This is a genomic window from Acidobacteriota bacterium (assembly GCA_028875725.1).
Taxonomy (GTDB): domain Bacteria; phylum Acidobacteriota; class Thermoanaerobaculia; order Multivoradales; family Multivoraceae; genus Multivorans.
Window position 1 is genome coordinate 1298253 of sequence record JAPPCR010000006.1, and the last position, 20761, is coordinate 1319013.

14 protein-coding genes are annotated in these 20761 nt (G+C 68.4%); 6 read left to right on the forward strand and 8 right to left on the reverse strand.

What is annotated here, in order from left to right:
- Positions 1-89: 89 nt before the first annotated feature.
- From OXI49_07260 to OXI49_07270, 3 genes are read right to left on the reverse strand one after another with little or no spacing between them, the layout of a single operon-like run.
- The gene (locus OXI49_07260) at positions 90-1010 is read right to left on the reverse strand and encodes a sulfotransferase domain-containing protein (GenBank protein ID MDE2690299.1); all 921 of its coding nucleotides are present in this window, start codon (positions 1008-1010) and stop codon (positions 90-92) included.
- Positions 1007-1816: an exodeoxyribonuclease III gene (locus OXI49_07265; GenBank protein MDE2690300.1), complete on the reverse strand. Its 810-nt coding sequence runs from the start codon at positions 1814-1816 to the stop codon at positions 1007-1009. The genes OXI49_07260 and OXI49_07265 overlap by 4 nt, the downstream gene beginning before the upstream one ends.
- A complete protein-coding gene (locus tag OXI49_07270) occupies positions 1813-2370 on the reverse strand; it encodes a GNAT family N-acetyltransferase (protein MDE2690301.1) in 558 nt (185 codons plus the stop codon). Before OXI49_07270 ends, OXI49_07265 begins: the two co-directional genes overlap by 4 nt.
- A 153-nt stretch (positions 2371-2523) precedes the next feature.
- On the opposite strand from OXI49_07270, the gene OXI49_07275 reads away from it, so the two are divergent.
- The 5 genes from OXI49_07275 (at position 2524) to OXI49_07295 (ending at position 10177) form a co-directional block, all read left to right on the forward strand.
- The gene (locus OXI49_07275) at positions 2524-3594 is read left to right on the forward strand and encodes an NAD-dependent epimerase/dehydratase family protein (GenBank protein ID MDE2690302.1); all 1071 of its coding nucleotides are present in this window, start codon (positions 2524-2526) and stop codon (positions 3592-3594) included.
- Positions 3595-3882: 288 nt separating this feature from the next.
- Positions 3883-4641: a c-type cytochrome gene (locus tag OXI49_07280; protein MDE2690303.1), complete on the forward strand. Its 759-nt coding sequence runs from the start codon at positions 3883-3885 to the stop codon at positions 4639-4641.
- Positions 4638-6275: a PQQ-dependent dehydrogenase, methanol/ethanol family gene (locus tag OXI49_07285; protein ID MDE2690304.1), complete on the forward strand. Its 1638-nt coding sequence runs from the start codon at positions 4638-4640 to the stop codon at positions 6273-6275. The genes OXI49_07280 and OXI49_07285 overlap by 4 nt, the downstream gene beginning before the upstream one ends.
- 259 nt (positions 6276-6534) lie before the next feature.
- Positions 6535-7524 carry an alpha/beta hydrolase-fold protein gene (locus OXI49_07290; GenBank protein MDE2690305.1) on the forward strand — a complete coding sequence of 330 codons (990 nt, stop codon included), beginning with the start codon at positions 6535-6537 and terminating at the stop codon, positions 7522-7524.
- A gap of 10 nt (positions 7525-7534) precedes the next feature.
- Positions 7535-10177 (forward strand): TonB-dependent receptor, encoded by a 2643-nt coding sequence (locus OXI49_07295; protein ID MDE2690306.1) that lies wholly within the window; start codon positions 7535-7537, stop codon positions 10175-10177.
- Between the two features lie 13 nt (positions 10178-10190).
- Here the strand turns inward: OXI49_07295 and OXI49_07300 are convergent, their stop codons facing one another.
- From OXI49_07300 to OXI49_07310, 3 genes are read right to left on the reverse strand one after another with little or no spacing between them, the layout of a single operon-like run.
- Positions 10191-13355, reverse strand: a complete 3165-nt coding sequence (locus OXI49_07300) for an efflux RND transporter permease subunit (GenBank protein MDE2690307.1) — start codon at positions 13353-13355, stop codon at positions 10191-10193.
- An 8-nt stretch (positions 13356-13363) separates the two neighbouring features.
- On the reverse strand, positions 13364-14617 hold the full coding sequence (locus OXI49_07305) for an efflux RND transporter periplasmic adaptor subunit (GenBank protein ID MDE2690308.1): 1254 nt from the start codon (positions 14615-14617) through the stop codon (positions 13364-13366).
- Positions 14618-14663: 46 nt separating this feature from the next.
- Positions 14664-15206 carry a MarR family transcriptional regulator gene (locus OXI49_07310; GenBank protein MDE2690309.1) on the reverse strand — a complete coding sequence of 181 codons (543 nt, stop codon included), beginning with the start codon at positions 15204-15206 and terminating at the stop codon, positions 14664-14666.
- A 105-nt stretch (positions 15207-15311) separates the two neighbouring features.
- Here OXI49_07310 and OXI49_07315 point away from each other — a divergent pair, with 105 nt between their 5' ends.
- Positions 15312-15695, forward strand: coding sequence for a hypothetical protein (locus OXI49_07315; protein ID MDE2690310.1), 384 nt, complete (start codon positions 15312-15314; stop codon positions 15693-15695).
- Positions 15696-15704: 9 nt separating this feature from the next.
- On the opposite strand, the gene OXI49_07320 is transcribed toward OXI49_07315, so the two are convergent.
- Both OXI49_07320 and smc read right to left on the reverse strand, forming a co-directional pair.
- A complete protein-coding gene (locus OXI49_07320; GenBank protein ID MDE2690311.1) occupies positions 15705-17003 on the reverse strand; it encodes a hypothetical protein in 1299 nt (432 codons plus the stop codon).
- A gap of 110 nt (positions 17004-17113) precedes the next feature.
- Positions 17114-20674, reverse strand: a complete 3561-nt coding sequence (gene smc, locus OXI49_07325) for a chromosome segregation protein SMC (protein MDE2690312.1) — start codon at positions 20672-20674, stop codon at positions 17114-17116.
- Between the last annotated feature and the right edge of the window lie 87 nt (positions 20675-20761).

Below are 20761 nucleotides of genomic sequence, written 5' to 3' on the forward strand. Positions count from 1 at the left end.
GTCGCGGGCTGGAAGTTGCGTGTTGAGCGCTGGGCTCCGGACTGGGTGCGCCGGCGTCCTCGCCGGCCTCTTGAAGATCGCGCGAGGCGCTAGCCTCGCTCCTTTGTGAGTGCGACTGTGCTGCGCAACTCCTCGTAGGACCCGTGCCCCGTGGCGGGCGCCACGATGCGTCTCCACTCGCGATCCCACACCTTGAGGACTTCGGGCGGCACTTCACGGGAGCCTTCGCCAGACTTGCCCTTGCGGACCTTGGAGGTGGTGCCGGAGGCGGGGAGGCCGCAGGCGGCGTTGCGGGCGTTGCGGACGAGGTGGTCGTCGAATCTCGATCCGTGTTCACGCATGAAGTCGATGGAGGCCTGACGGGTCGCGATCTCGACGTTGGGATGCTTCGGATCGAGGCCGAGGAAGGCGGCGACGCGGGCGGTGGCGGCGGGCAGGTCCGCGACGATGTCCTCGAAGCAGAGCCAGAGCGTGTTCGGGTCGAGACGCTCCGGCCACCAGGACACGAGATGCTCCCAGTAGCGGCCGCTGCGGGTGCCGTGGAAGACGAAGTCGAGGGCGAAGTCGCGGATCGAGACGGTTCCGGGCTCGAAGACCCAGCCGCTGAAGAAGTGGAAGAAGGAGACGAGTGAATCGACCGGGTCGCGGACGACGAAGATGTTGCGGCCGCCCTTCGGCGCCTGATCCCGGCTCAGGTGGGTCTTGAACGCCCTGGGCTGGGCACGCTGGCGTGCGTCGAGGTCGAGGCCGACGTCGTGGGCGACCTCGAGCCAGGGGACGACTTCCGTGATCTCGTTGAAGTCCATGTCGCCGCCAGTGCGGAGACCGTGGACGATCTGCTGCATGAGCGTCGTGCCGGCCTTGGGGTAGGTGGCGATCAGGATGTCGCTGGGCCGCAGACTGAAGTCGAGACCGCGCCGCACCCCCTCCCGTGTGGCGAAGCCGGCCATGCGCCGCTTGATTCCCTCGACCGTCGTGGCCCGGCGAGGCGTCGCGTCCGTGTCGTTCATCCGAGAACCTCCGCGGACATGTCGACGCCTACGGGACAGTGGTCCGAGCCGGTGACGCTGGTCAGGATGAAGGCTCGTTCGACGAAGCGCATGGCGGCTTCCGAGGCGAGCACGAGGTCGATCCGCCAGCCGACGTTGCGCTCGCGGGCATGGAAGGCCTGCTTCCACCAGCTGTATTGCACCGTGCCGGGGTTCAGCGCCCGGAAGGTGTCGATCCAGCCGGCATCGAGCCAGCGCTGGAACTCGTCGCACTCCTCGGGCAGGAAGCCCGAGTTCTTCCGGTTCTGCTTCGGGCGCGCCAGGTCGATCGGCTGTGGCGCCGTGTTGAAGTCGCCCATGACCAGGACGCGATAGCCGGCCTCGCGCGCCTGGTCGAGCTGGTCGAACAGGGCGCGGTAGAAGTCCAGCTTGTACGGCACGCGGCTGTTGTCGCGCTTGCTGCCGCTGCCCTTCGGGAAGTAGACGTTCGCAACCAGCAGTTGGCCGAAGAGGGCCAGTTGGAGGCGGCCCTCGGCGTCGAAGCGCTGCTCCCCGAGCGAGGTCCGGACCCACGCCGGCTTCAGGCGCGAGTAGAGGCCGACACCGGAGTAGCCGGGACGCTCGGCGCTGGAGAAGGCCGTGTGCCAGCGCGGTGGCAGCCGGAGCTCGGGCGCCAGTTGCTCGGCGCGGGCCTTCGTTTCCTGGAGGCCCACGACCTGGGCACGACTGTTTCCCAGCCAGTTCAGGAAGCCCTTGCGCCCGGCGGCCCGCAGGCCGTTCACGTTCCAGGAGACGACGCGGAGGTGCCGGCGTTTCCGGGGGCTCAGGTGCGGCTCCGCTTCCCGGCGCCCAAGTCGTAGGACATGATCATCATGTCGCGGGTGCGCCCGGAGCGGTCGATGACCCAGTCGGTGAGCAGGGCCTCGGGCGAGAAGCCGAGCCGCTCGAACACCCGGCGCGCGCCGATCTGCTCACGCGTCATCTGCGCGACGAGCTTGAGCAGGCCCAGCTTTCTGGCCGTGTCGAACACTCGCTCGGTCAGCACGTGGCCGAGGCCGCAGCGCCGGTGGGCCTCGGCGATGATCACGCGGATCTCGCCCAGATGGCTCATCCACTGCAGGCCCCGCAGGTTCAGGCTGCCGTAGCCGACGAGTTCGCCTTCATAGTGGGCCAGGGTCGTGAAGCGGCTGCCGGTGTCGGCGTCGTGGATCCACCCCTCCACCACGTCGGGATCGGTCAGGTCCGAGCGCAGGAACTGGAGGTCGATCTCGGGCAATGCGCTGGCGAGTGAGACGATGTCGTCTCGGTCGTCCGGGCGCAGGCGGCGCAGTTCGTACGTGCGTTCGCCGCACTCGACCTTGTCGACGGATTCGGTGTTCACGGGCCGCTCGGTCAAGCCCGGGTAGCGCGAGACGCGCTACCCGTGAACCAGTCCGTGCGCCCTCCATTGGGTGCGCGGATGGCACCCTGCAAAGCTAGCAGGTTCAGCGTCGGGTATCGTCGCGCCCGAACCGAACCTGGGAGGACAGGCGATATGGCTCCGATACCGAAGGGCGGCACGGTCGCGGTTACCGGCAGCGCGGGCTTCGTCGGCGGCTGGACGGTCCGGCTACTGCTGGACAAGGGCTACCGGGTGCGTGCCTGCGTGCGCGACGCGGACGATCCGGAGAAGACGGCTTTCCTGCGGGAGATGCCGGGTTACGCCTCCGGGCGCTTGACGATCCACTCGGCGAACCTGGACGAGCCGGGCTGTTTCGACGACATCTTCGCCCGCTGCCACGGCGTCGCCCACATCGCCCACGTCAGCGACTACAACGACTTCGACTACGTGAAGAACGTCTGCGACCACATGGTCGAGAGCATCGAGAAGTCGGGGTCGGTGACCCGCGTGGTCGTCACCTCGAGCATTGCCGCCGTCATCATGGAGGCCGACATCTACGAGTTCGTCCGGCGGCCGGTCCTTTACGAGGACCGCTATCCGGACGAGTCGAACCCGAAGCGGACGCCCGAGCGCGGCCACGGCTACTCGATGAGCAAGATCTACGCTCAGCAGGCGTTCACAAAGGCCGCGGAGGAGAGCGGGCGCTGGGACGCCATCACCTGCTGTCCGGGAGACAATGTCGGCCCGATCCTGTCCGCGCACCAGAAGGAGAAGGGCCCCTGGCAGCACAATATCGAGCTGATGCTGCGCGGGGAGTGCGAGCAGACGCAGGCGTACCGGCCCTGGATGACGGTCGACGTCCGCGACGACGCCGAGTGCCATATCCGGCTGCTCGAGAGCATCAACGTCCGCAACGGCGAGCGCTACATCGCCTGGTCGGCGGACGCGGTGCCGGTGGAGCAGATCAACGCCGGCATCGACCGGCTGCTGCCGGAACTCCGTCACGACACGGCCCCGGTCACCGAGATACACCCTGAGCACATACAGAAGCGCGAGCAGGAGCTTCGCGGCATCTGGGCCGGCGTGGAGTTGCGCAACGACCGGATGCGGGCGGCCACGGGCATCACGTTCCGCCCCTTCGACGAGTCCCTGCGCGACTGCGTGGAGTCCCTGATCACCGTGGCCAAGGTCGAACCGAAACGGCGGCCCGAGGCGGACGCCTGAGGCAGAGCGGCACTAGCTGCACCCGCCGGTCCGGGGGCCTGAGGGGAGGGTCCCGTCGGCCGTGCGCGCTCTCTGAGAGGATGGAGGGACTGCGCGCACTCCACTACGCTCGCTCCGGTAGGTTCTCGGTTGATGAGTAGACGTAGCGCGTCGCTCGCTTCGAGTCCGCTGGGACCCTCCCCTCAGGCCTCAGGACCGGCTGGACGGCGTTGGGCGCTTGGGTTGCCCCGGGGTTGTGCCTGGCTGCGGGTTGCCACGGCGGCAGGTTTGGTGTCGGGCGGGCGGAACGTGCTGCTGCTATTCGTGGTGTTCGCGACGAGTGCTGCTGCTGAAGAACCGGAGAACCTGTACACGAGTGCGGTCGACGTGCGGATGGGGCAGCGGCAGTTCCAGTCGAAGTGCACGAGCTGTCATGGGGTGGACGCAGCCGGAGGGGAGGAGGCGGACGGGCCGGACCTGACGACAGGCCGCTTCCGGCACGCTTCGACGGATGCCGGGCTCTTTCGGGTCATCCGGGACGGCATCGAGGGCACTTCGATGCGCGGGCTGCGGCGTGCCAGGGATCAGGTGATCTGGCAGTTGGTGACCTATCTCCGCACGCTCTCCGGGGCCGTTGACCTGGCGTCGCTGCCGGGTTCGCCTGAGGCGGGCCTGGCGGTCTTCGAACGGCTGGACTGCGGGCGTTGCCACATGGTGCGTGGCCGGGGAGGACGGCTCGGGCCGGACCTGTCGCGGGTCGGGGAGCGCCGCGATCCGGACGAGCTGGCGGAGGACCTGGCCACGCCGGATGCGGAGGTCTTGCCGCGTTGGTGGACAGTGCGCGTCACCCACGCCGACGGCACGGTGGTCGAAGGGCTGAGGATGGGCGAGGACACGTTCAACCTGCGGATCATGGACGGGGAGGAGAGGTTGCTGGCTTTCGCCAAGGCGACGGTGCGGTCGGCGGAACGGATCCTCGAATCGACGATGCCCGCCGAGACGCTCTCGGACGCGGAGCGAGACGACCTGGTCGCCTATCTCTCTTCGTTGCGGGGGAGCGACTCGTGAGACCGATCGGATGGAGGGGTGCGGCGCTGCTCGTGGTCGCGGCGCAGACGGCACCGGCGCAGGACGCACCGGGCGACGGCATGCCGCTCCTCTCGCCGGTGACCTGGGAACGGCTCCTCAACTCCGACGATGAACCGCACAACTGGCTCATGTACCACGGCGCCTTGCACGGGCAGCGATTCAGCCGGCTGGATCAGATCGACCGCGAGAACGTGGATCGCCTCGAGCTGAAGTGGGCGCACCAGATCCAGCAGCTCGACCGGAACGAGACGACGCCGCTGGTGGTCGACGGCGTCATGTTCATCACCGAGTCGCCGAGCAACGTGACTGCCGTCGACGCCGCGACGGGGCGGGCCTACTGGCGCTACGAGCACCCGCTCCCGGACGGCATCCGGTTGTGCTGCGGGCGCAACAACCGCGGTGTGGCGATCCTCGGCGAGACGCTCTACATGAGCACGAACGACGCTCACCTGGTGGCGATTGACGCCCGCTCGGGTTCCCTGCTCTGGGACACCGAGGTTGCCGACCACACGAAGGGCTACAGCAAGACGGCGGCGCCGCTCGTCGTCGCCGACACCGTTGTCACGGGCATTGCCGGGGGAGAGTTCGGCATCCGGGGCTTCATCGACGGCTACGCCGCGGCGACCGGCGAGCGGAAGTGGCGAACGTACACGGTGCCGGGACCGGGAGAACCCGGCAATGACACCTGGGCCGGCGAGTCCTGGCGCACCGGCGGCGCGCCGACCTGGCTGACCGGCGTCTACGACCCGGATCTCGACCTCATCTACTGGGGTGGGGGCAATCCGGCGCCGGACTGGAACGGCGATCTGCGGTTGGGCGACAACCTGTACTCGTCCTCGGTGCTGGCGCTCGACCGGGAGACTGGGAAGATCGCCTGGCACTTCCAGTTCACGCCCCACGACGTCTGGGACTGGGACGCGATCCAGGTGCCGGTGCTGGCAGACGTCGAGCTGAACGGCGAGCCCCGCAAGACGATGCTGTGGGCGAACCGGAACGCCTTCTACTACCTGCTGGACCGGGAGAGCGGGCAGTTCCTGCTCGGCGAGCCGTTCGCACTCCAGACCTGGGCTCACGGTCTGGACGAGAACGGCCGTCCGATCCTGCGCGAGAACGTGTTTCCAACCGAGGCGGGCACGAAGGTGGCGCCCATCGCCGGCGGGGCGACGAACTGGTGGTCGCCGGCGTATAGCCCGCGCACCGGGCTCCTCTACGTGAATTCCTTTGACGCGGAGGGCGTCTACTATCAGCGCGACGACGAGTATGAGGCGGGCAGGCACTTCCTCGGCGGCGGCCACAGGATGCCGCTTGCGGCCGACCACTACAAGAGCGCGATCCGGGCGATCGAGGCGACGACCGGCAAGATCCGCTGGGAGTTCCCGATCACGCCGCGCACCCGCAGCGGCGTTCTCGCCACCGCCGGCGGCCTCGTCTGGAGCGCCAGCGTCGACGGCTACTTCTTCGCCCTGGACGAGGAGACGGGCGAGCCGCTGTGGCGCATCTCGCTCGGCGGCGCGCCGCACGCGTCGCCGATGAGCTACGCCGTCGGCGGCGAGCAGCGGATCGTCGTCGCGATGGGGAACGTCGTCTTTGTCTTCGGCCTGGCGGAGGAATAGGGTCCTGGCTGGTCGGCACGAACCGGCCGGAGATTCTGGAGATGGGAGTTCCCTGATGGAAGCTTGGAAGCGGCGTTGGAGTCGTCCTTTCGGCAGCGATGGTTTCAGGCTCAGTGGCAACCTCGCCGCTGCGCTCCTGGTGCTGGCGCTTGCGCAACTACTGCCGGCGGCGGTAGCTGGGCGAACCGGCAGTCCCCAGGCGCAGGCGGGAACTCAGGAGCCGGACAACGATGCGGATGGCCTAGTGGAGAACGCCTTCATGGCCGATCGCAACGGCGATGGCGTGCTGACGGAAGACGAAGTGAGGCCAGGCATGTTCTCACTGCTGGATGTCAACCGGGACGGCCGAGCGGACCCAGGCGAAGTGCGCGCGTTCCTCGCGCTCGGGCGCGGACCCTTCAATTGGGTCAACCCGCCCGGAGAGGATCGCGGGTTTCCGGGCGTGACTCACGCGACGTTCACGAGTCCGTCCATGGGCATTCCGGTGGGCTACAACATCTACCTTCCGCCGGGGTACGACGACGCCGCGAATCGTCATACCCGCTATCCGGTCATCTACTACCTCCACGGCGGGCGACCAGGTAACGAATCACGGAGCATCGGGATAGCCGAGTACGTGCATGCGGCCATCGCTTCCGGCACCGTGCGGCCGGTGATCTTCGTCTGGGGGAACGGCGGCCGGGTGAGCTGGTACGACTACGAGGACTCCAGGGGTGAAGAGGTCCTTGTCCGGGAGCTGATTCCACACATCGACGAGACCTACCGCACCCTGGCGCACCGCGGCGGGCGTGCCTTGCAGGGGTTTTCCCAAGGGGGACGAGGGACCACGCGGATCATGTTCAGGTACCCCCACCTGTTCATCTCAGCCGCGCCTGGTGGCCCCGGCTATGCGGTGGAGAAGCTGGTCCTGGAGAACGACGGCGTTGAACGGGATCCAAGGGCTTCAGGAGCGAACGCCAGGTCGTTCGACTTCGGCAAGGGCAACGATGCGTACAGCCGTGCCCGGTCCTACGCGGAAGGTGGAATGCAGCCGGCACTCAACATCATGATCTGGGTGGGAACCAGGGGGTTCAACTACGAGGGCACCCTGGAGTACATGGGCTACCTGTATGGACTGGGTGTTCCGGCCGAACGGCTGATTGCGCCAGGCGTGGATCACAACCCTGTCTGGTTCTACGAAACTCACGGTGTGGATCTGTTGCGGTTCCATGACAGCTACTGGAGCGAATCCGGGCCGGATGGAAGCTGACGGTTCCTCCTTGCGCCGTGGGGTTCGGCTAGCCGCGGTTGCGCTGCTTCTCGCAGGCTTCGCGGGGCCCAGTTCGCTGAGGGCCCAGCAGGTTGAGGACCGGGCGGCGTCGCAGGCGGACGAGCGGGACGCCGCGGCAGAGGGCGGCCACGACGATCACGACGAAGCCGAGTCGGAGGAACCGGCCGCGCATGTCGACGAGGAGATCGTCGTAACGGGCAGTCGGGCGCGGGAGCGTTCGGTGACGAAGTCGATGGTGCCCGTGGACGTGATCTCCGCGGAGCACGTGGCGCATCAGGGAGAGACGAACCTCGACCAGCTTCTGCGCACCGTGGTGCCGTCGCTGAACATCAGTTCGATCAGCGGCGACGCGGCGACCATCGTGCGGCCGACGAACCTGCGCGGCCTGGCGCCCGATCACACGCTGGTGCTGGTGAACGGCAAGCGGCGGCACCGCGGCGCCGTGATCCTGTGGTCGCGGATCGGCGTCTCTCACGGCGCCCAGGGACCGGACCTGTCCGCGATTCCGGCCATCGCGCTTCGCCAGGTCGAGGTCCTTAGGGACGGCGCTTCGGCGCAGTACGGCTCGGATGCGATCGCGGGGATCATGAACTTCCTGCTCAGCGATGCGCGTTCCGGCGGTTCGTTCGAGGTGCTGACCGGCCTGTACGACGCGGGCGACGGCGAGTCCGTCACCGTGGCCGGCAACATCGGCCTGCCCTGGGGCGAGGCCGGCTTCGCGAATGTGAGCCTCGAGTACGGCGGTTCGAATCCGACCAACCGCTCCATGCAGCGAGCCGACGCGACGGCCCTGGTCGCCGCGGGGAACACTCACGTGGCCGATCCTGCTCAGAGGTGGGGCAAGGCCGAGGTCGACGACGACGTGAAGCTCTGGATCAACTTCGGCCGGCCGCTGGGAAGCGGCGGCGCCACGCAGTTCTACGGCTGGGCGAACCACGCGGACCGCAACGTGACGGCGAGGAACTTCTTCTTCCGCAACCCGAACACCCGGGACGCGGTCTACAGCGGCGACGGCGGTGCGACGCTGCTGATCGGCGACGCCCTGGACGCGGCCGACGGGACGCCGGACGGCTCGGCCGGGTGCCCGGTCGTCGCGGTGACGGACGCGCTTCCGGACCGGGACGCGTTGGGACGCGTCTTCGACGATCCGAACTGCTTCAGCTTTCAGGAGCTCTTTCCGGGCGGCTTTCAGCCGGTGTTCGGCGGCGACCGCGTGGATTCGTCACTCGTCCTCGGCGTTCGCGGATTCACCGCCTCCGGGACCGGCTGGGACCTGAGCGTCAGCGCCGGCCGGAACGAGATCGACTTCCTGCTGTTCGACAGCGTGAACGCGTCGCTCGGGCCGCTCAGCCCGACCTCCTTCAAACCCGGCCTCTACGGCCAGCGGGACGTGAGCGCGAACCTCGATCTGCTGCGCCAGCTCGGCGAGCGGCTCCATCTGGCTGGCGGCCTGGAGTGGCGCGAGGAGCGCTTCGAGATCGGCCTCGGCGACCCCGATTCCTGGCGGATCGGTCCCTATGCCCGCCAGGGATTCAGTTCCGGTTCGAACGGCTTCCCCGGGTTCAGCCCGGTGGCGGCGGGTGCCTGGACCCGTTCCAACGCGGCGGTCTACGGCGACCTGGAGTACGGACCGCCGGACGAATCCTGGAATCTGGGGCTCGCGGTGCGCCTGGAGGACTACGAGGACTTCGGCTCGACCCTCAACGGCAAGATCGCGGGACGCCGTCAGGTTTCGGCGGCTCTCGCCCTGCGCGCGAGTGCGTCGACGGGCTTCCGGGCGCCGACGCCCGGCCAGCAGAACGCGTTCAACGTCTCGACGCAGTGGGACGCGGAGCGCTTCGAGCTCGTCAACAACGGCACGATCCCGCCGGCCTCCAGGGTCGCCGAGCTGCGCGGCGGCAAGGCCCTCGACGCGGAGAAGTCGGTCAACCTGGCCGCCGGCGCGATCTTCGAGCGCGGGCCGTTGACGCTCACGGCGGACGTGTTCCGCGTTGACGTGAGCGATCGGCTGGGAGTCACCGGGCTGTTCGCGCTTCAGTCCTTCGAGGTGGAGCAACTGCTGGCGGAAGGCATCACGAGCGCCGCCAACATCACGAACTTCCGCTTCTTCGCCAACGACTTCGAGACCCGCACGGAGGGTGTGGACCTGGTCGTCACCTGGCGGCCGCCGCAGGCCGGCGGACGAACGACGCTAGACCTGGCGCTCAACGTGACCTCGACCGAGGTCGTGGACTTCAACCCGCTGACCCTGGACCGGCAGCGCATCCGCGAACTGGAGGAGGCCTTGCCGGGAGTGCGCTGGAACGCGACGCTCCACCACGAACTGGGCCGGCACACCTCGGCCCGGCGGCCGGTCGAACTGCTCGCCCGGCTCGGTTACTACGACGGCTGGTACGACCCGTTCATCCCCGTCGACTTCAGCGGCGTGTACCTGCTGGACCTGGAGGTCGGCATCCCGTTGCCGGCCGGAGCCCGCCTGGCGATCGGCGCTCGCAACGCCCTGGGCGAGACCGGCGACGGCAATCCGACGCCGACGCTGCTGGGTAACCCGCACAGCACCCGCGCGCCATTCGACGTCAGCGGGGCGTACTACTACTCCAGGCTGCAGTACCGCTGGGGCCGCGGGAACTGAGTGGCTCGAGCCTTCAGGCCTGAACCCGAGAGCTCTGCATCGCCGGAGCGGTCTGCGGAAGGTGCATCCCGGCCTTCCGGGCCGCCTTCCTGCGGCCACGAATCGCTCGTCGCCGTTCCCGGCCGCGCTCGACCAGGAGGTAGAGCGAGGGCACGAAGATCAGCGTGATCAGGGTCGATGCGAGCAGGCCTCCGACGACGACCCGCGCCAGGGGCGCCTGCAGTTCGGATCCCTCGCCGATTCCCAGCGTCAGCGGCAGCAGGCCGAGCGCGGTGGTCAGGGTCGTCATCAGGATCGGCCGCAGGCGGCGGCGCGATCCACGGATCAGCGCTTCGCGGAGCGTGCAGCCGACCTCCCGGCGCATTCGGTTCACGTTGTCGACCAGGACGATCGCGTTGTTGACCACGATCCCGACCAGGACGACCAGGCCGAGGAAGGAGTTCATGTTCAGCGTCGTGCCGGTGACCGCCAGGGTCAGGAGCACGCCGAGCAGCGAGAACGGCACCGCGGTCATGATGACCAGGGGCTGGACCAGGGACTCGAACTGGACCGCCATCACCGTGTAGACGAGGAAGACCGCGAGCAGTACGCCGATCAAGAGCTCCACGAAGACCTGGCGCTGCTCTTCCAACTCGCCGCCCATCTCGACGGTGAAGCCGTAGGGCGTCTCGACTCGCGCCAGGGCGGCTTCGACTTCGCTCGCCACGTCGCTGAACCGCCTGCCGTCGATGCCGGCGAAAACCTGCATGTAGCGCTCCTGGTTCTCGCGGTTGATCGACAGGGGGCCCTCGCCGGGATTGATGCTGGCGACCGAACCCAGAGGCACGATGTCGCCGCGCGGAGTTACGATGGGTAGTTGAGGCAACTGCTCGATGCGCAACCGGTCCTCCGGCTGGAGCTGGACCCGAATGTCGAACTCGTCGCCCTGGTCGCGGAACTTCGTGGCCACGCGTCCCAGGACGTAGTGCTCGACGGCGTCGGCGACCTGGCTGCCGTTGAGGCCGAGTTCGGCCAGACGGGCGCGATCGACCCGCAGGGTTCGTTCGAGCTGGCCGGACTCGCGGTCGATCCGGGGGTGGACGACTCCGGGGACCGCAGCCATCGCGTCGATCACCCGCTGGGCGAGCTCGTCGCCCTGGTCCAGGTCGTGGCCCCGGATCTCGACCACCAGCCGCGCGTCCTGGCCCCCGCGCATCATGCGCATCATCATGTTGCTGGAGGAGGCGTAGAGCTGGATCCGGGCCGCCGGCACATCATCGATGGCGTGGCGGATCGACGCGAGGATCTCCTCCTGGGCGCGACTCCGATCGGTCAGCGGCGTGAGCAGGATCTCCATCGTGCCCTGGTTGGACTGGGCGGGTCGCCACCAGCTCTCCGGACCGGCGGTGGTGATCAGGCTGTCGAGCTCTTCGGGTCTGAGCGCGCCGCGAACCCGCGCTTCGATCTCTCTCATCGTTCCGGTCGTCGTGTCGAGCGGAGCGCCCACGGGCATCTCGACCTGCATGTTGAGCCGGCCCTCGTCGCTCTCGGGCATCAACTCGAGACCGATGATGGGCACCAGGGCGAAGGATCCGAGCAGGAGCACGACGGCCGTGGCCATCACCATTCCCGGCTTGCCGAGCGCCCACTCGATCATCCGGCCGTAGGCCATGTCGACCGGCCCGAGCGCCGCGACGCACTCGTCCGTCACCTGGCGGCTCTTCGGCACCTCACGCAGCCAGCGGGCGGCGGCGGCCGGAATCAACGTCAGGGCGACGAAGAGCGCGCAGAGCAGGGCGAAACTGACCGTGATCGCCAACTGGTTGAAGAAGATGCCGGCGAAACCGGAGATGAAGACGACCGGCAGGAAGACGGCCACCGTGGTCAATGTGCCGGCGGCGATCGCCATCGCTACCTCGTTGCTGCCGGCGACCGCAGCGGCGGTGGGGCGATCGCCTTCGTGGAGCCGGCGGTAGATGCTCTCGAGCACCACGATCGAACCGTCGACCAGCATGCCGACGCCGAGCGCGATGCCGGCCAGTGAGATCACGTTCAGGGTGAAACCGTTGAAGTACATCAGGGCGACCGTGGCCAGCACCGAGATCGGAATCGCGGCGCCGACGATCAACGTCGCCCGCATGTCGCGGAGGAAGAACATCAGCACGAGCACCGCCAGCGCGGCGCCGAACAGTGCGCCCAGCTGGACGTTGTTCACCGCCTGGCGGATGAACTCGGCGCCGTCCATGAGGATCGTGATCTCGGCGCGGCCGGCGTAGTCGCGGTTGATCGCGTCGATCTCCCGCTTCAGGCGGTCCACTACCTCGACCGTGTTCGCGCCGGACTGCTTCATCACGTACATCCGCATGCCTGCGGCGCCGTTGATCCACAGCTCGTTCGTCAGTTCGCGGATGCCGTCGTCGACCCGTCCGACGTCCCGCACCAGGATCGGCCGGCCGTCGCGGATGGCGACGATCGTGTTCTCGACGTCGACCTTGCGTTCGAACTCGCCGATCGCGCGGATCAGGACCTCCCGGCCGGTCTCCAGCATGTCGCCGGCGGAGACGTTGCGGTTCTCACGCGACAGGGCGCTGGTGACCTCGCTCGGCGTGATGCCGAGCGCGGCCATGCGGTCGGCGGCGAGCTGGACCTGGATCTCTCGCACCCGACCGCCCTGGACTTCCACCGAAGCGACGCCTGGCAGACGTTCCAGCCGCCGGCTGATCGTCTGCTCGGCCATGTGGCGGACCTGGCGTGCGTCGCCGCTGCCGGACAGGCCAAGGAAGACGACGGGCATGTCGGAGAGGTTGAACTTGAACAGGGTCGGTTCGGACGCGTCCTCGGGCAGCATGCCGCGCACGAAGTCGAGTTGCTCGCGGATGTCGTTTACCACTTCGTTCAGGTCGACGCCCCAGTCGAACTGGGCCTGGATGCTGCTCATCCCCTCGGCGGACATGGAGTTCAACTGGTCGAGGCCGGTGACGGAGGAAAGGGCCTGCTCGACCGGCCTGGTGATCAGGGTCTCCATCTCTTCGGGCGCCACGCCCTCGTAGGTCGTCGTGATCGAGATCCGGGGCATGTCGACTTCGGGCATCAGGTCGACAGCGAGCTGGCGCACCGCGACCAGGCCGATCACGACGACGCAGACGTAGAGCATGGTCACGCCCACCGGGCGGTTGGCCGAAAGACGGGGGAGGTTCATGTTCGGCCTCAGAATCCCGCGGCGCCGGTGGGGGAGGGTTCAGACTCGTCGTGGACGACTCGCACGGGCGAGCCGTGTCCCAACTGGTTGTGGCCCATCGTCAGGACGAGTTCACCGACCTCGATCGGACCGGCGATCGCACTGTACTCGCCGGAGCGGCCCGCGACGGTCACCGCGCGCCACTGGGCGAGGCCATCGACCGGCACCATGACGCCCGTGGAGCGTCCGCCGTCCATCGCTACCCGTTCCAGCAGGGCGGCGCCGGGGACGATCAGGGCGTTGTCGAGGTCGCGCAGGCTGACGGAGACGTCGGCGTACATGCCCGGCAGAAGCAGTTCGTCCGTTTCGGCAAGCTCGCCCTCGACCAGCACGGTGCGGTCGTTGCGGCGGACCTCGCCGGCGACACGAAGCACGGTGCCGGAGAAGGTCCGCTCGCCCGTGGCCTCGGTGGCCACGTCGACGGCGGCGCCGGTCTGGACCGCCGAAAGATCCCGTTCGGGAACCCGGAACTGGACCAGGAGGGGCGCTTCCTCGACCAGGCGCAGGATCGGCGTGCCCGGCTGGACCAGGGCGCCGCGATCCAGGTAGCGGTCCGAGACGACGGCGTCGAATGGTGCGCGCACGCGGGTGTTGGCGAACTGCTCGGCGAGCAGCGCCTCGCGGGCCGTCGACTGCTGGACCTGGGCCTCGCCGGCGGCCAGGTTCGCCTTCGTCGTTGCGTACTGGGAGGAGACCTGCTGCTGCTCCTGCTCGGAGAGCAGGCCCTGGTCATAGAGCTCCATCGCCCGCTGGTAGTCGGCTTCGACGCCGACGAGCTCGGCGGCGGCGCGATCCCGGTTCGCTTCGGCGACGCCGAGCTGGCCGCGTGCCTCCTGGAGCTGGTTCCTCACTTCGATGTCCGCGATCACGGCGAGCACCGTGCCGGCGGCGACGTGCTGGCCGATACGCGCCGGTACGTCGACCAGGAGCCCCGAAACCTGGGGCGAGATGTCGGAGACCTCGCCGACGAGCTCGCCCGAGTAGGCGGTGCGCACGGAAAGGTGTCCGCGCCGCGCGGCGACGGCGCGCACTGGCACTGCCTGCGCCATCGTTGCGTCGCCTGCCTGGCCGCCGGCGCGGGCCTGCGACCCGAAGCCGAATACGAAGACGGCTGCCGCGACGAGCACGAGAGCCGCGACGGCAAGCCCCGCGATCTGCGGACGACTGATCCGACGGCGGCGCCCGGGGTCCGCGCCTTCCTTCGATTGGTGAAACATGGCCATGGGTTCGTCGTTCTCTTTCGTCTGGTGGGTTCTGCCGTCGCGTGGTCTACGCGCTTCCGGAGCCGGAGTTGCCCTTGTCGTCCGCCACGGCGCCGAGCACGTACTGGAGGCTGTCGGCGAGGATCGCGTAGAAGCGGATGAGCCGCTCCAGGCGCTCGACGACGACTTCGCCTCCCGCGTTCGGAGGTAGTGCCTGCTTCATCTCTTCCGCGCTGGCCTGGCGGTTCCGGTAGCGATCGGCGATTCGCAGCAGGAGACCCGGCTCTTCGTTGATCTGGAAGTAGTCGCGGCGGTCGCCCGGCCGGGTCACACGCTGGATGACGCCCATGTTCTCCAGCAGACGGGTGTTCGTGCTGATGCTGGCGCGGCTGACCCGAAGCCGCTCGGCGAGATGGTCGAAGCGGACCGGGTCGGGCGAGAGGATGAGCAGCCCGACGAGTCGGCCGGCGATCCGGGGCAGGCGATCCTCCTCGTGCGCCAGCCCCATCGCTTCGATGAAGCGCTCTTCCGCGGCGTGCAGGCTGATGTCGGCCGCGGCGGACGGCTCGGCGGGGCGGTCCGGCGCGGGAGTCGGTTCGGAGACGGTCATGAGTCAGGGATGTTGAATCATCCGGTTTGTTTTGTCAAGACTGAACAGGATGAAACTGATGAACGAAGTGGCTTTTCTGCGGCGCAAGCCACTAGGCTCGCCTTCATGTCTTCCTCGCGGCGTGGCTCAGGTCCCCGCTTCCTGCCCCTGCTGCTCGGCCTGGCGATGCTGGTCTTCGGCCTGCTGCAGATCAACGACCCGGATCCGCTGATCTGGGTGTCCTACTACGCCGCGATCGCCTGCGCCTGCACGGTCGCCGCCTACCGGCCGCTACCGAGGTTCGTGTTCCTGGCGTTGGCGGCCGTCACCGTCGCGGGGGCCGGCCTGACTCTGCCCGGCTTCGCGGACTGGATACTGAACCGCCCGACCAGTGACCTTTGGGCGCCGATGTCCGCGGACCGGATGTACATCGAGCACAGCCGAGAGCTCCTGGGACTGTTGATTGCCGGCGCCTTCCTCGTGACCGCGGACAGGCTCTCGCGACGCTAGGAGCCAGCGCTACGGTTCGCTCTCCGGTACCCCGGCGCTCATCATGAAGCCCATCATCATCTCGTCGGTGGAGGGCTGGCCGAAGCGCACCGTGCGATTCGAGTCGAAGCCGTAGCGCGCCGCTTTCTCGGCCGAGTTGTCGTACCAGGCGGTGTAGTCGATTCGCGTGCCCTTCGGGATGCGTTTCATCTGGTCGTAGTAGTAGACCGTCTGCCAGGAGAAGTCGAACTCGGGCACTTCAAGCAGTACCTCGGTCGTGCCGTCGGGGTAGAACGCCTCGAAGCGTGCGGCCTTCCCGCGCATGTGCATGTGCGGCATGAGCGCGATGATGTCCGTGTCGCGCCGGGCGACGGTGGAGTAGGGGCCGACCTGGTGGTTGCCGTCATTCGGCGGAATGGCGAACGTGAAGTTCATGATCGGCCGGAGCCCCGAGCCGAGCGAACGCTCGACCGGTTCATCGGCGAAGACGAAGCCGATCGACGACCGGTCCCACTTGCCGGTGCCTTCGCCTGCCTCCTTGTGGTAGTGGATGTCGAAAGTCACCCGTGAGCCCTTCCTGAGCAGGAAACCGTAGCCCTCCGGATACCGGTTCGCGTCGCTGCCGGAGGAGACGCCGCCCATGTAGCTGCCGGCGTTCTCCGGCGACGGGGCGATCTGATCCTGGTTCGGAAACTCGGGCGGCGCCGGCAGCTCGCCGTTCTCGTCCGGCGGCAGCAGGTGGAGGTTGAAGTGGTGGATGATGTCGCTGTCCGGCTTGCACTGGAAGGCGACGACCCAGCGGTCCTCCGGCAGGTCCTCCTCGGTGAGCACGTAGGAGAACGCGGCATAGAGGTCGTCCACGTCGTCCTCGACGAAGTAGGGCTCCGGCATCGTCACGACGAGGTCGGGCTCGCCGACGACCCAGCCTCCGGTGCTCGGAAACTCGCGCGGCGGCGGGGCTTCGGCGGCGTCGCCGGGGGCCGCGCCGCTTCCGGCCCAGTTGACCAGGGTCTCGATCTCCGCCTGGTCAAGCACCCGTTCGTTCGCGAATGTGCCGTCGTGCTGCGGGTGGGCGTCCCACGGCGGCATCTCGCGCGCCGCTACCGTCCGCGCGATCGACCGGGCCCAGGGCCGCACCTCGGCGTAGGTGGTCAGGGCCATCGGCGCCCTCATCCCGCCGTAGTTGGCTCCCGCCGGGCGGTGACAGTCCTGGCAGTGCATCTGCAGAACGGGCAGCACATCGCCGTAGAAGGTCGGCGCGTCGCGGTCGGCGGCGGCGGCCGGAGTGACGACGAGGAGGGCGAGTGCGAACGGGACTGTGCGGTTCATGGCGTCAGGGTACCAGCGGAAGCCCGGAGCCGGAGTGGCCCGGCCGCTGCGCGGCGCGCCGCGATGCCGGCCAGAAGGCCGGCGCACCCAGGCCGGCGCAACCAGTGGGCTCAGGCGGTCGCCAACTGGCGCTCGGGGTGCATCTCGTCGACATCGACGCCGACGATCCTCGATACGCCGCGTTCCTCCATCGTCACTCCGTAGAGCGTGCTCGCCACCTGCATCGTCAGCTTGTTGTGGGTGATGATGAGGAACTGGGTTTCCGCCGACATCCGCTGCAGCATGTCGACGAAGCGCAGGATGTTCGCGTCGTCGAGCGGCGCGTCGACTTCATCGAGGATGCAGAACGGGGATGGCTTCGTCTGGAAGAGGGCGAACAGCAGGGCGATCGCCGCTAGCGCCTTCTCCCCGCCCGAGAGCAGCATGATGTTCTGGGCGCGCTTGCCCGGTGGCCGGGCGGTGATCTCGATGCCGCAGTCCAGCGGGTCCTCCTCGTCCATCAGGCGCATTTCGGCATCGCCGCCACGGAAGAGTTCGGTGAAGGTGCGGCCGAAGTTCTCGTTGACCTCACTGAAGGCGGCGACGAAGCGCTCGGAGGAGGTCCTGTCGATGTCGCGGATCGTGCGCTTCAGGCTCTCGACGGAGGACGCCACGTCAGTACGCTGTCCGGTCAGGAACGTGTGGCGCTCCTGCTGCTCGTCGTACTCGTCGGCGGCCAGCACGTTGACCGGTCCCATCCGCTCCAGCAGGGTACGCCGCTGTTCGAGCTCCTCGGTCATGGCATCGAGGTCGGGGACTTCACCGTCCGGCCGGGCAGGCGCTTCCTGGCTGGCCAACTCGCGCCCGAACTCTTCGCGGTAGTCCCCTTCGAGGTGTTCGGCGTCCTGGCGCAGGCCCGCCTGCCGTACGCGCAGGTCCTCGATCCGGTCGCGCTGTTCGTCGCGCCGGGCGCCGAGGTCGCGCATTCGGGCCTCCAATTCGCGTCCGCGGCCCCGCTCTTCCTCGAGAGCCTCCTGGGCGGCGGTCGCTTCGTCTCTCGCGCTCGTCCGCTCGGCCAGGGCGTTGTCGAGTTCCCGCCGTGCCCGGGTGGATGCCTCCTCGAGTTCGATGAGGCGTCCGCGCAGCCGCTCCTGCTCGGCGAGCCACTCATTGTCGGCCTCGCGCAGACTCGCGATTCGCTGCTCCAGTCTCTCCGTCTCGTTTCGCTCCGTAGCTGAGCGCTCCTCGATCAGTTCGAGCTGGCCCTGCCGGCCGGCCCCCGCCGTGACGCGCTCCTCGCGCTCCTCACGGGCCCGCTCGACGGCGGCGGCCGCTTCCTGGACTGCCCGTTCCAGACTGCGATGAACCGTCTCGCGGGCTTCGATGTCGGTCTGGATCTGTGCCTGGCGACTCTCCGCCTCGGCGATCTTGCGAATCAGTTCGTCGCGCTCGCTCTCGGCCGCCGCGCTTTCGCGAGCCTGTACGGCGCGCCGTTCGGTGATGTCCTCGAGGCGGGCCCTGGCGACTGCGAGCTGTTCCCGGAGATCGGCCGCGGCCTTCTCGATCCGCCGACCTTCCAGGGCGGCGTCGCGGACGCTCCCGGCGGCTCCATCGATCTCGCTGCTGAGCGTTGTGCAGCGTTCCTTGAGTTCGTCCGTACGTCGGACGAGGTCGTCGAGCTCGCGTTGACGGCCCAGAGCGCCCGGCGCCGCGCCTTCGCCGCGCACGGTGACGCGGCCGGCCTCGATCCAGAGCCGGTCCCGGCACAGGAAGGCGACGTCCGGGTTGTCCGCCGCCAGGCGTTCCGCCGCCTCGGGGCTGGAGAGGAGGCAACCGGGGGGGAGCGAGGCGCGCAGTTCTTCGGGCAGGCCGAGCGCCGTCCACACGTCGCCGACGATCTCCGGATCGTCGAGTTCCGCGATTTTCTTGAGCCCTGGCAGGGGCTTCCGTGTCTCGGCCGGCCGAAGGAGCGTGACCTGGTGTTCCAAGCCGGCGAGAGCGCGGGCGATGGCCACGGCATCTTCGTCGCCGGGGGTCAGGACGGCGTTGCGCAGCGGGCCCAGGAAGAGGTCGAGGCTGTCTTCCCAGCCCGCCGGCACGTTCACTTCGTCGCCGAGGAAGCGGGGCTCCGAAAGCCCCAGATCGAGCAGAGCGCCGCGGATTCCGGTTCGCAGCTCCTCGTCGCGCTGACCGAGCTCGCGGAGAACGGCCGTCCGCTTCTGGGCCTCGACGAGCTCCTCGCGGCGCGTTTCCCGTTCGGCCTGGGCCGCCTGCCGCCGGTTCCGGCTCGCTTCAAGGGCCGTGGCGGCACGCTGGGCGGCCTGGGTCTCGGTGGTCAGGGCGATGTCCAGCGTCTCCACCTTGGCGCCTACGCTCTTGACGTCGACGTCGATCGAGCGGAGCGCGTCCCTGCTGCGTTCCAGCGTCGTTTCGGCTCGGTCGCGGCGGTCGACCGCCTTCTCGGTGACGATGCGCTCGGCGACCAGGCGGCTCCTCAGCCCGTCCATCCCCACGCGCGATGCCGCCTGTTCCTCGAGCAGATCACGATGTCGCCTGCGCGCGTCCTCGATAGCGGTATCGGCCTCGTCGATCCGGCGGCGGTCGTCGTGGACCTTCGCCAGCGCCTCTTCGCGCTCCGAAAGGAACATCTGCCGGCGTCCGGCGAGAACGGCGAGGGCCTCCTCGGCCGCCGCCAGTTCGCGGCGCCGCGTCTCCTCGCTTCGGGCGCCGGCTTCCAGCCGCTCGGCGATTTCCGCCCGGGTGGCGCGGCCGCCCTTGATCAGTTCCTGGCGCCCCTCGATCGTCGCCAGCAGGGTGGCCTGACGTTCGTGCGAGCGGACGGCCTCTCCGGTGCGTGCGTCGATGGTGTGACGGCACTCGGCGAGTTCCGCGTTGCCGCGGGCGATCTCCGCCAGGAGTTCCGCCTCCCGGTTGGCCTCCTGTCCCAGAGCCGACCCGAGTTCCCCGAGCTCGCCCTGGAGCTTCGCCCAACGTGCCAGGAGCACGGCGTCGAGCAGCTCGCGGTAGGCCCCCCTGCGTTCGCGGTGGCGCCGCGCGGCGTTCGCCTGCCTCTTGAGCGAGCGAAGACTGCGCTCGACCTCGGAGATGATGTCGTCGAGCCGGAGCAGGTCGGCGGTCGCGTCCTCGAGCTTCAGGCTGGCGAGGCGCTTGCGGTTCTTGTAACGGGTGATCCCGGCCGCTTCCTCGATCAGCTTGCGGCGTTCCTGGGGCTTGCCGGAGAGGATCATCCCGATCCGCCCCTGCTCGATCACGGAGTAGGCGCGGATGCCCAGACCCGTGTCCATCAGGATGTCGCGGATGTCCTTGAGCCGGGCCACCCGGTCGTTCAGCCGGTACTGGCCCTCGCCGCCGCGGAAGATCCGCCGCCCGATCGTGATGCGGCCGTCCTCGGCGTTCTCGACGCTGCCGTCGGTGAGGAAGGTGAGGCTGACCTCGGCCATCCCAAGGGGCTTGCGCTGGCCGCTGCCATTGAATATGACCTCCTCCATGGAGCTGCCGCGCAGCGACTTGGGGCTCTGCTCGCCGAGCACCCAGGTGATGGCCTCTGCCAGGTTGCTCTTGCCGCAGCCGTTCGGTCCGACGATCGCCGTGATGCCGCGGGCGAAGCGGCTCGTTACCGGGTCGACGAAGGTCTTGAAGCCGTTGACTTCAAGGCTTTCCAGTTTGAGCATGGTTGGCGTGGCGGGGAATCGGGCCTTTCCGGCCCTTGGGGAAGATAACAGGATTCATGCATAAGTCACAAGTAGTTGTGCCGGTGG

Excerpts from the sequence above, each read along its gene's own strand:
- OXI49_07260 (MDE2690299.1), bottom strand. The coding sequence starts at position 1,010 with ATGAACGACACGGACGCGACGCCTCGCCGGGCCACGACGGTCGAGGGA.
- OXI49_07275 (MDE2690302.1), top strand. The coding sequence starts at position 2,524 with ATGGCTCCGATACCGAAGGGCGGCACGGTCGCGGTTACCGGCAGCGCG.
- OXI49_07290 (MDE2690305.1), top strand. The coding sequence starts at position 6,535 with ATGGCCGATCGCAACGGCGATGGCGTGCTGACGGAAGACGAAGTGAGG.
- OXI49_07300 (MDE2690307.1), bottom strand. The coding sequence starts at position 13,355 with ATGAACCTCCCCCGTCTTTCGGCCAACCGCCCGGTGGGCGTGACCATG.
- OXI49_07305 (MDE2690308.1), bottom strand. The coding sequence starts at position 14,617 with ATGGCCATGTTTCACCAATCGAAGGAAGGCGCGGACCCCGGGCGCCGC.
- OXI49_07310 (MDE2690309.1), bottom strand. The coding sequence starts at position 15,206 with ATGACCGTCTCCGAACCGACTCCCGCGCCGGACCGCCCCGCCGAGCCG.
- OXI49_07315 (MDE2690310.1), top strand. The coding sequence starts at position 15,312 with ATGTCTTCCTCGCGGCGTGGCTCAGGTCCCCGCTTCCTGCCCCTGCTG.
- OXI49_07320 (MDE2690311.1), bottom strand. The coding sequence starts at position 17,003 with ATGAACCGCACAGTCCCGTTCGCACTCGCCCTCCTCGTCGTCACTCCG.
- smc (MDE2690312.1), bottom strand. The coding sequence starts at position 20,674 with ATGCTCAAACTGGAAAGCCTTGAAGTCAACGGCTTCAAGACCTTCGTC.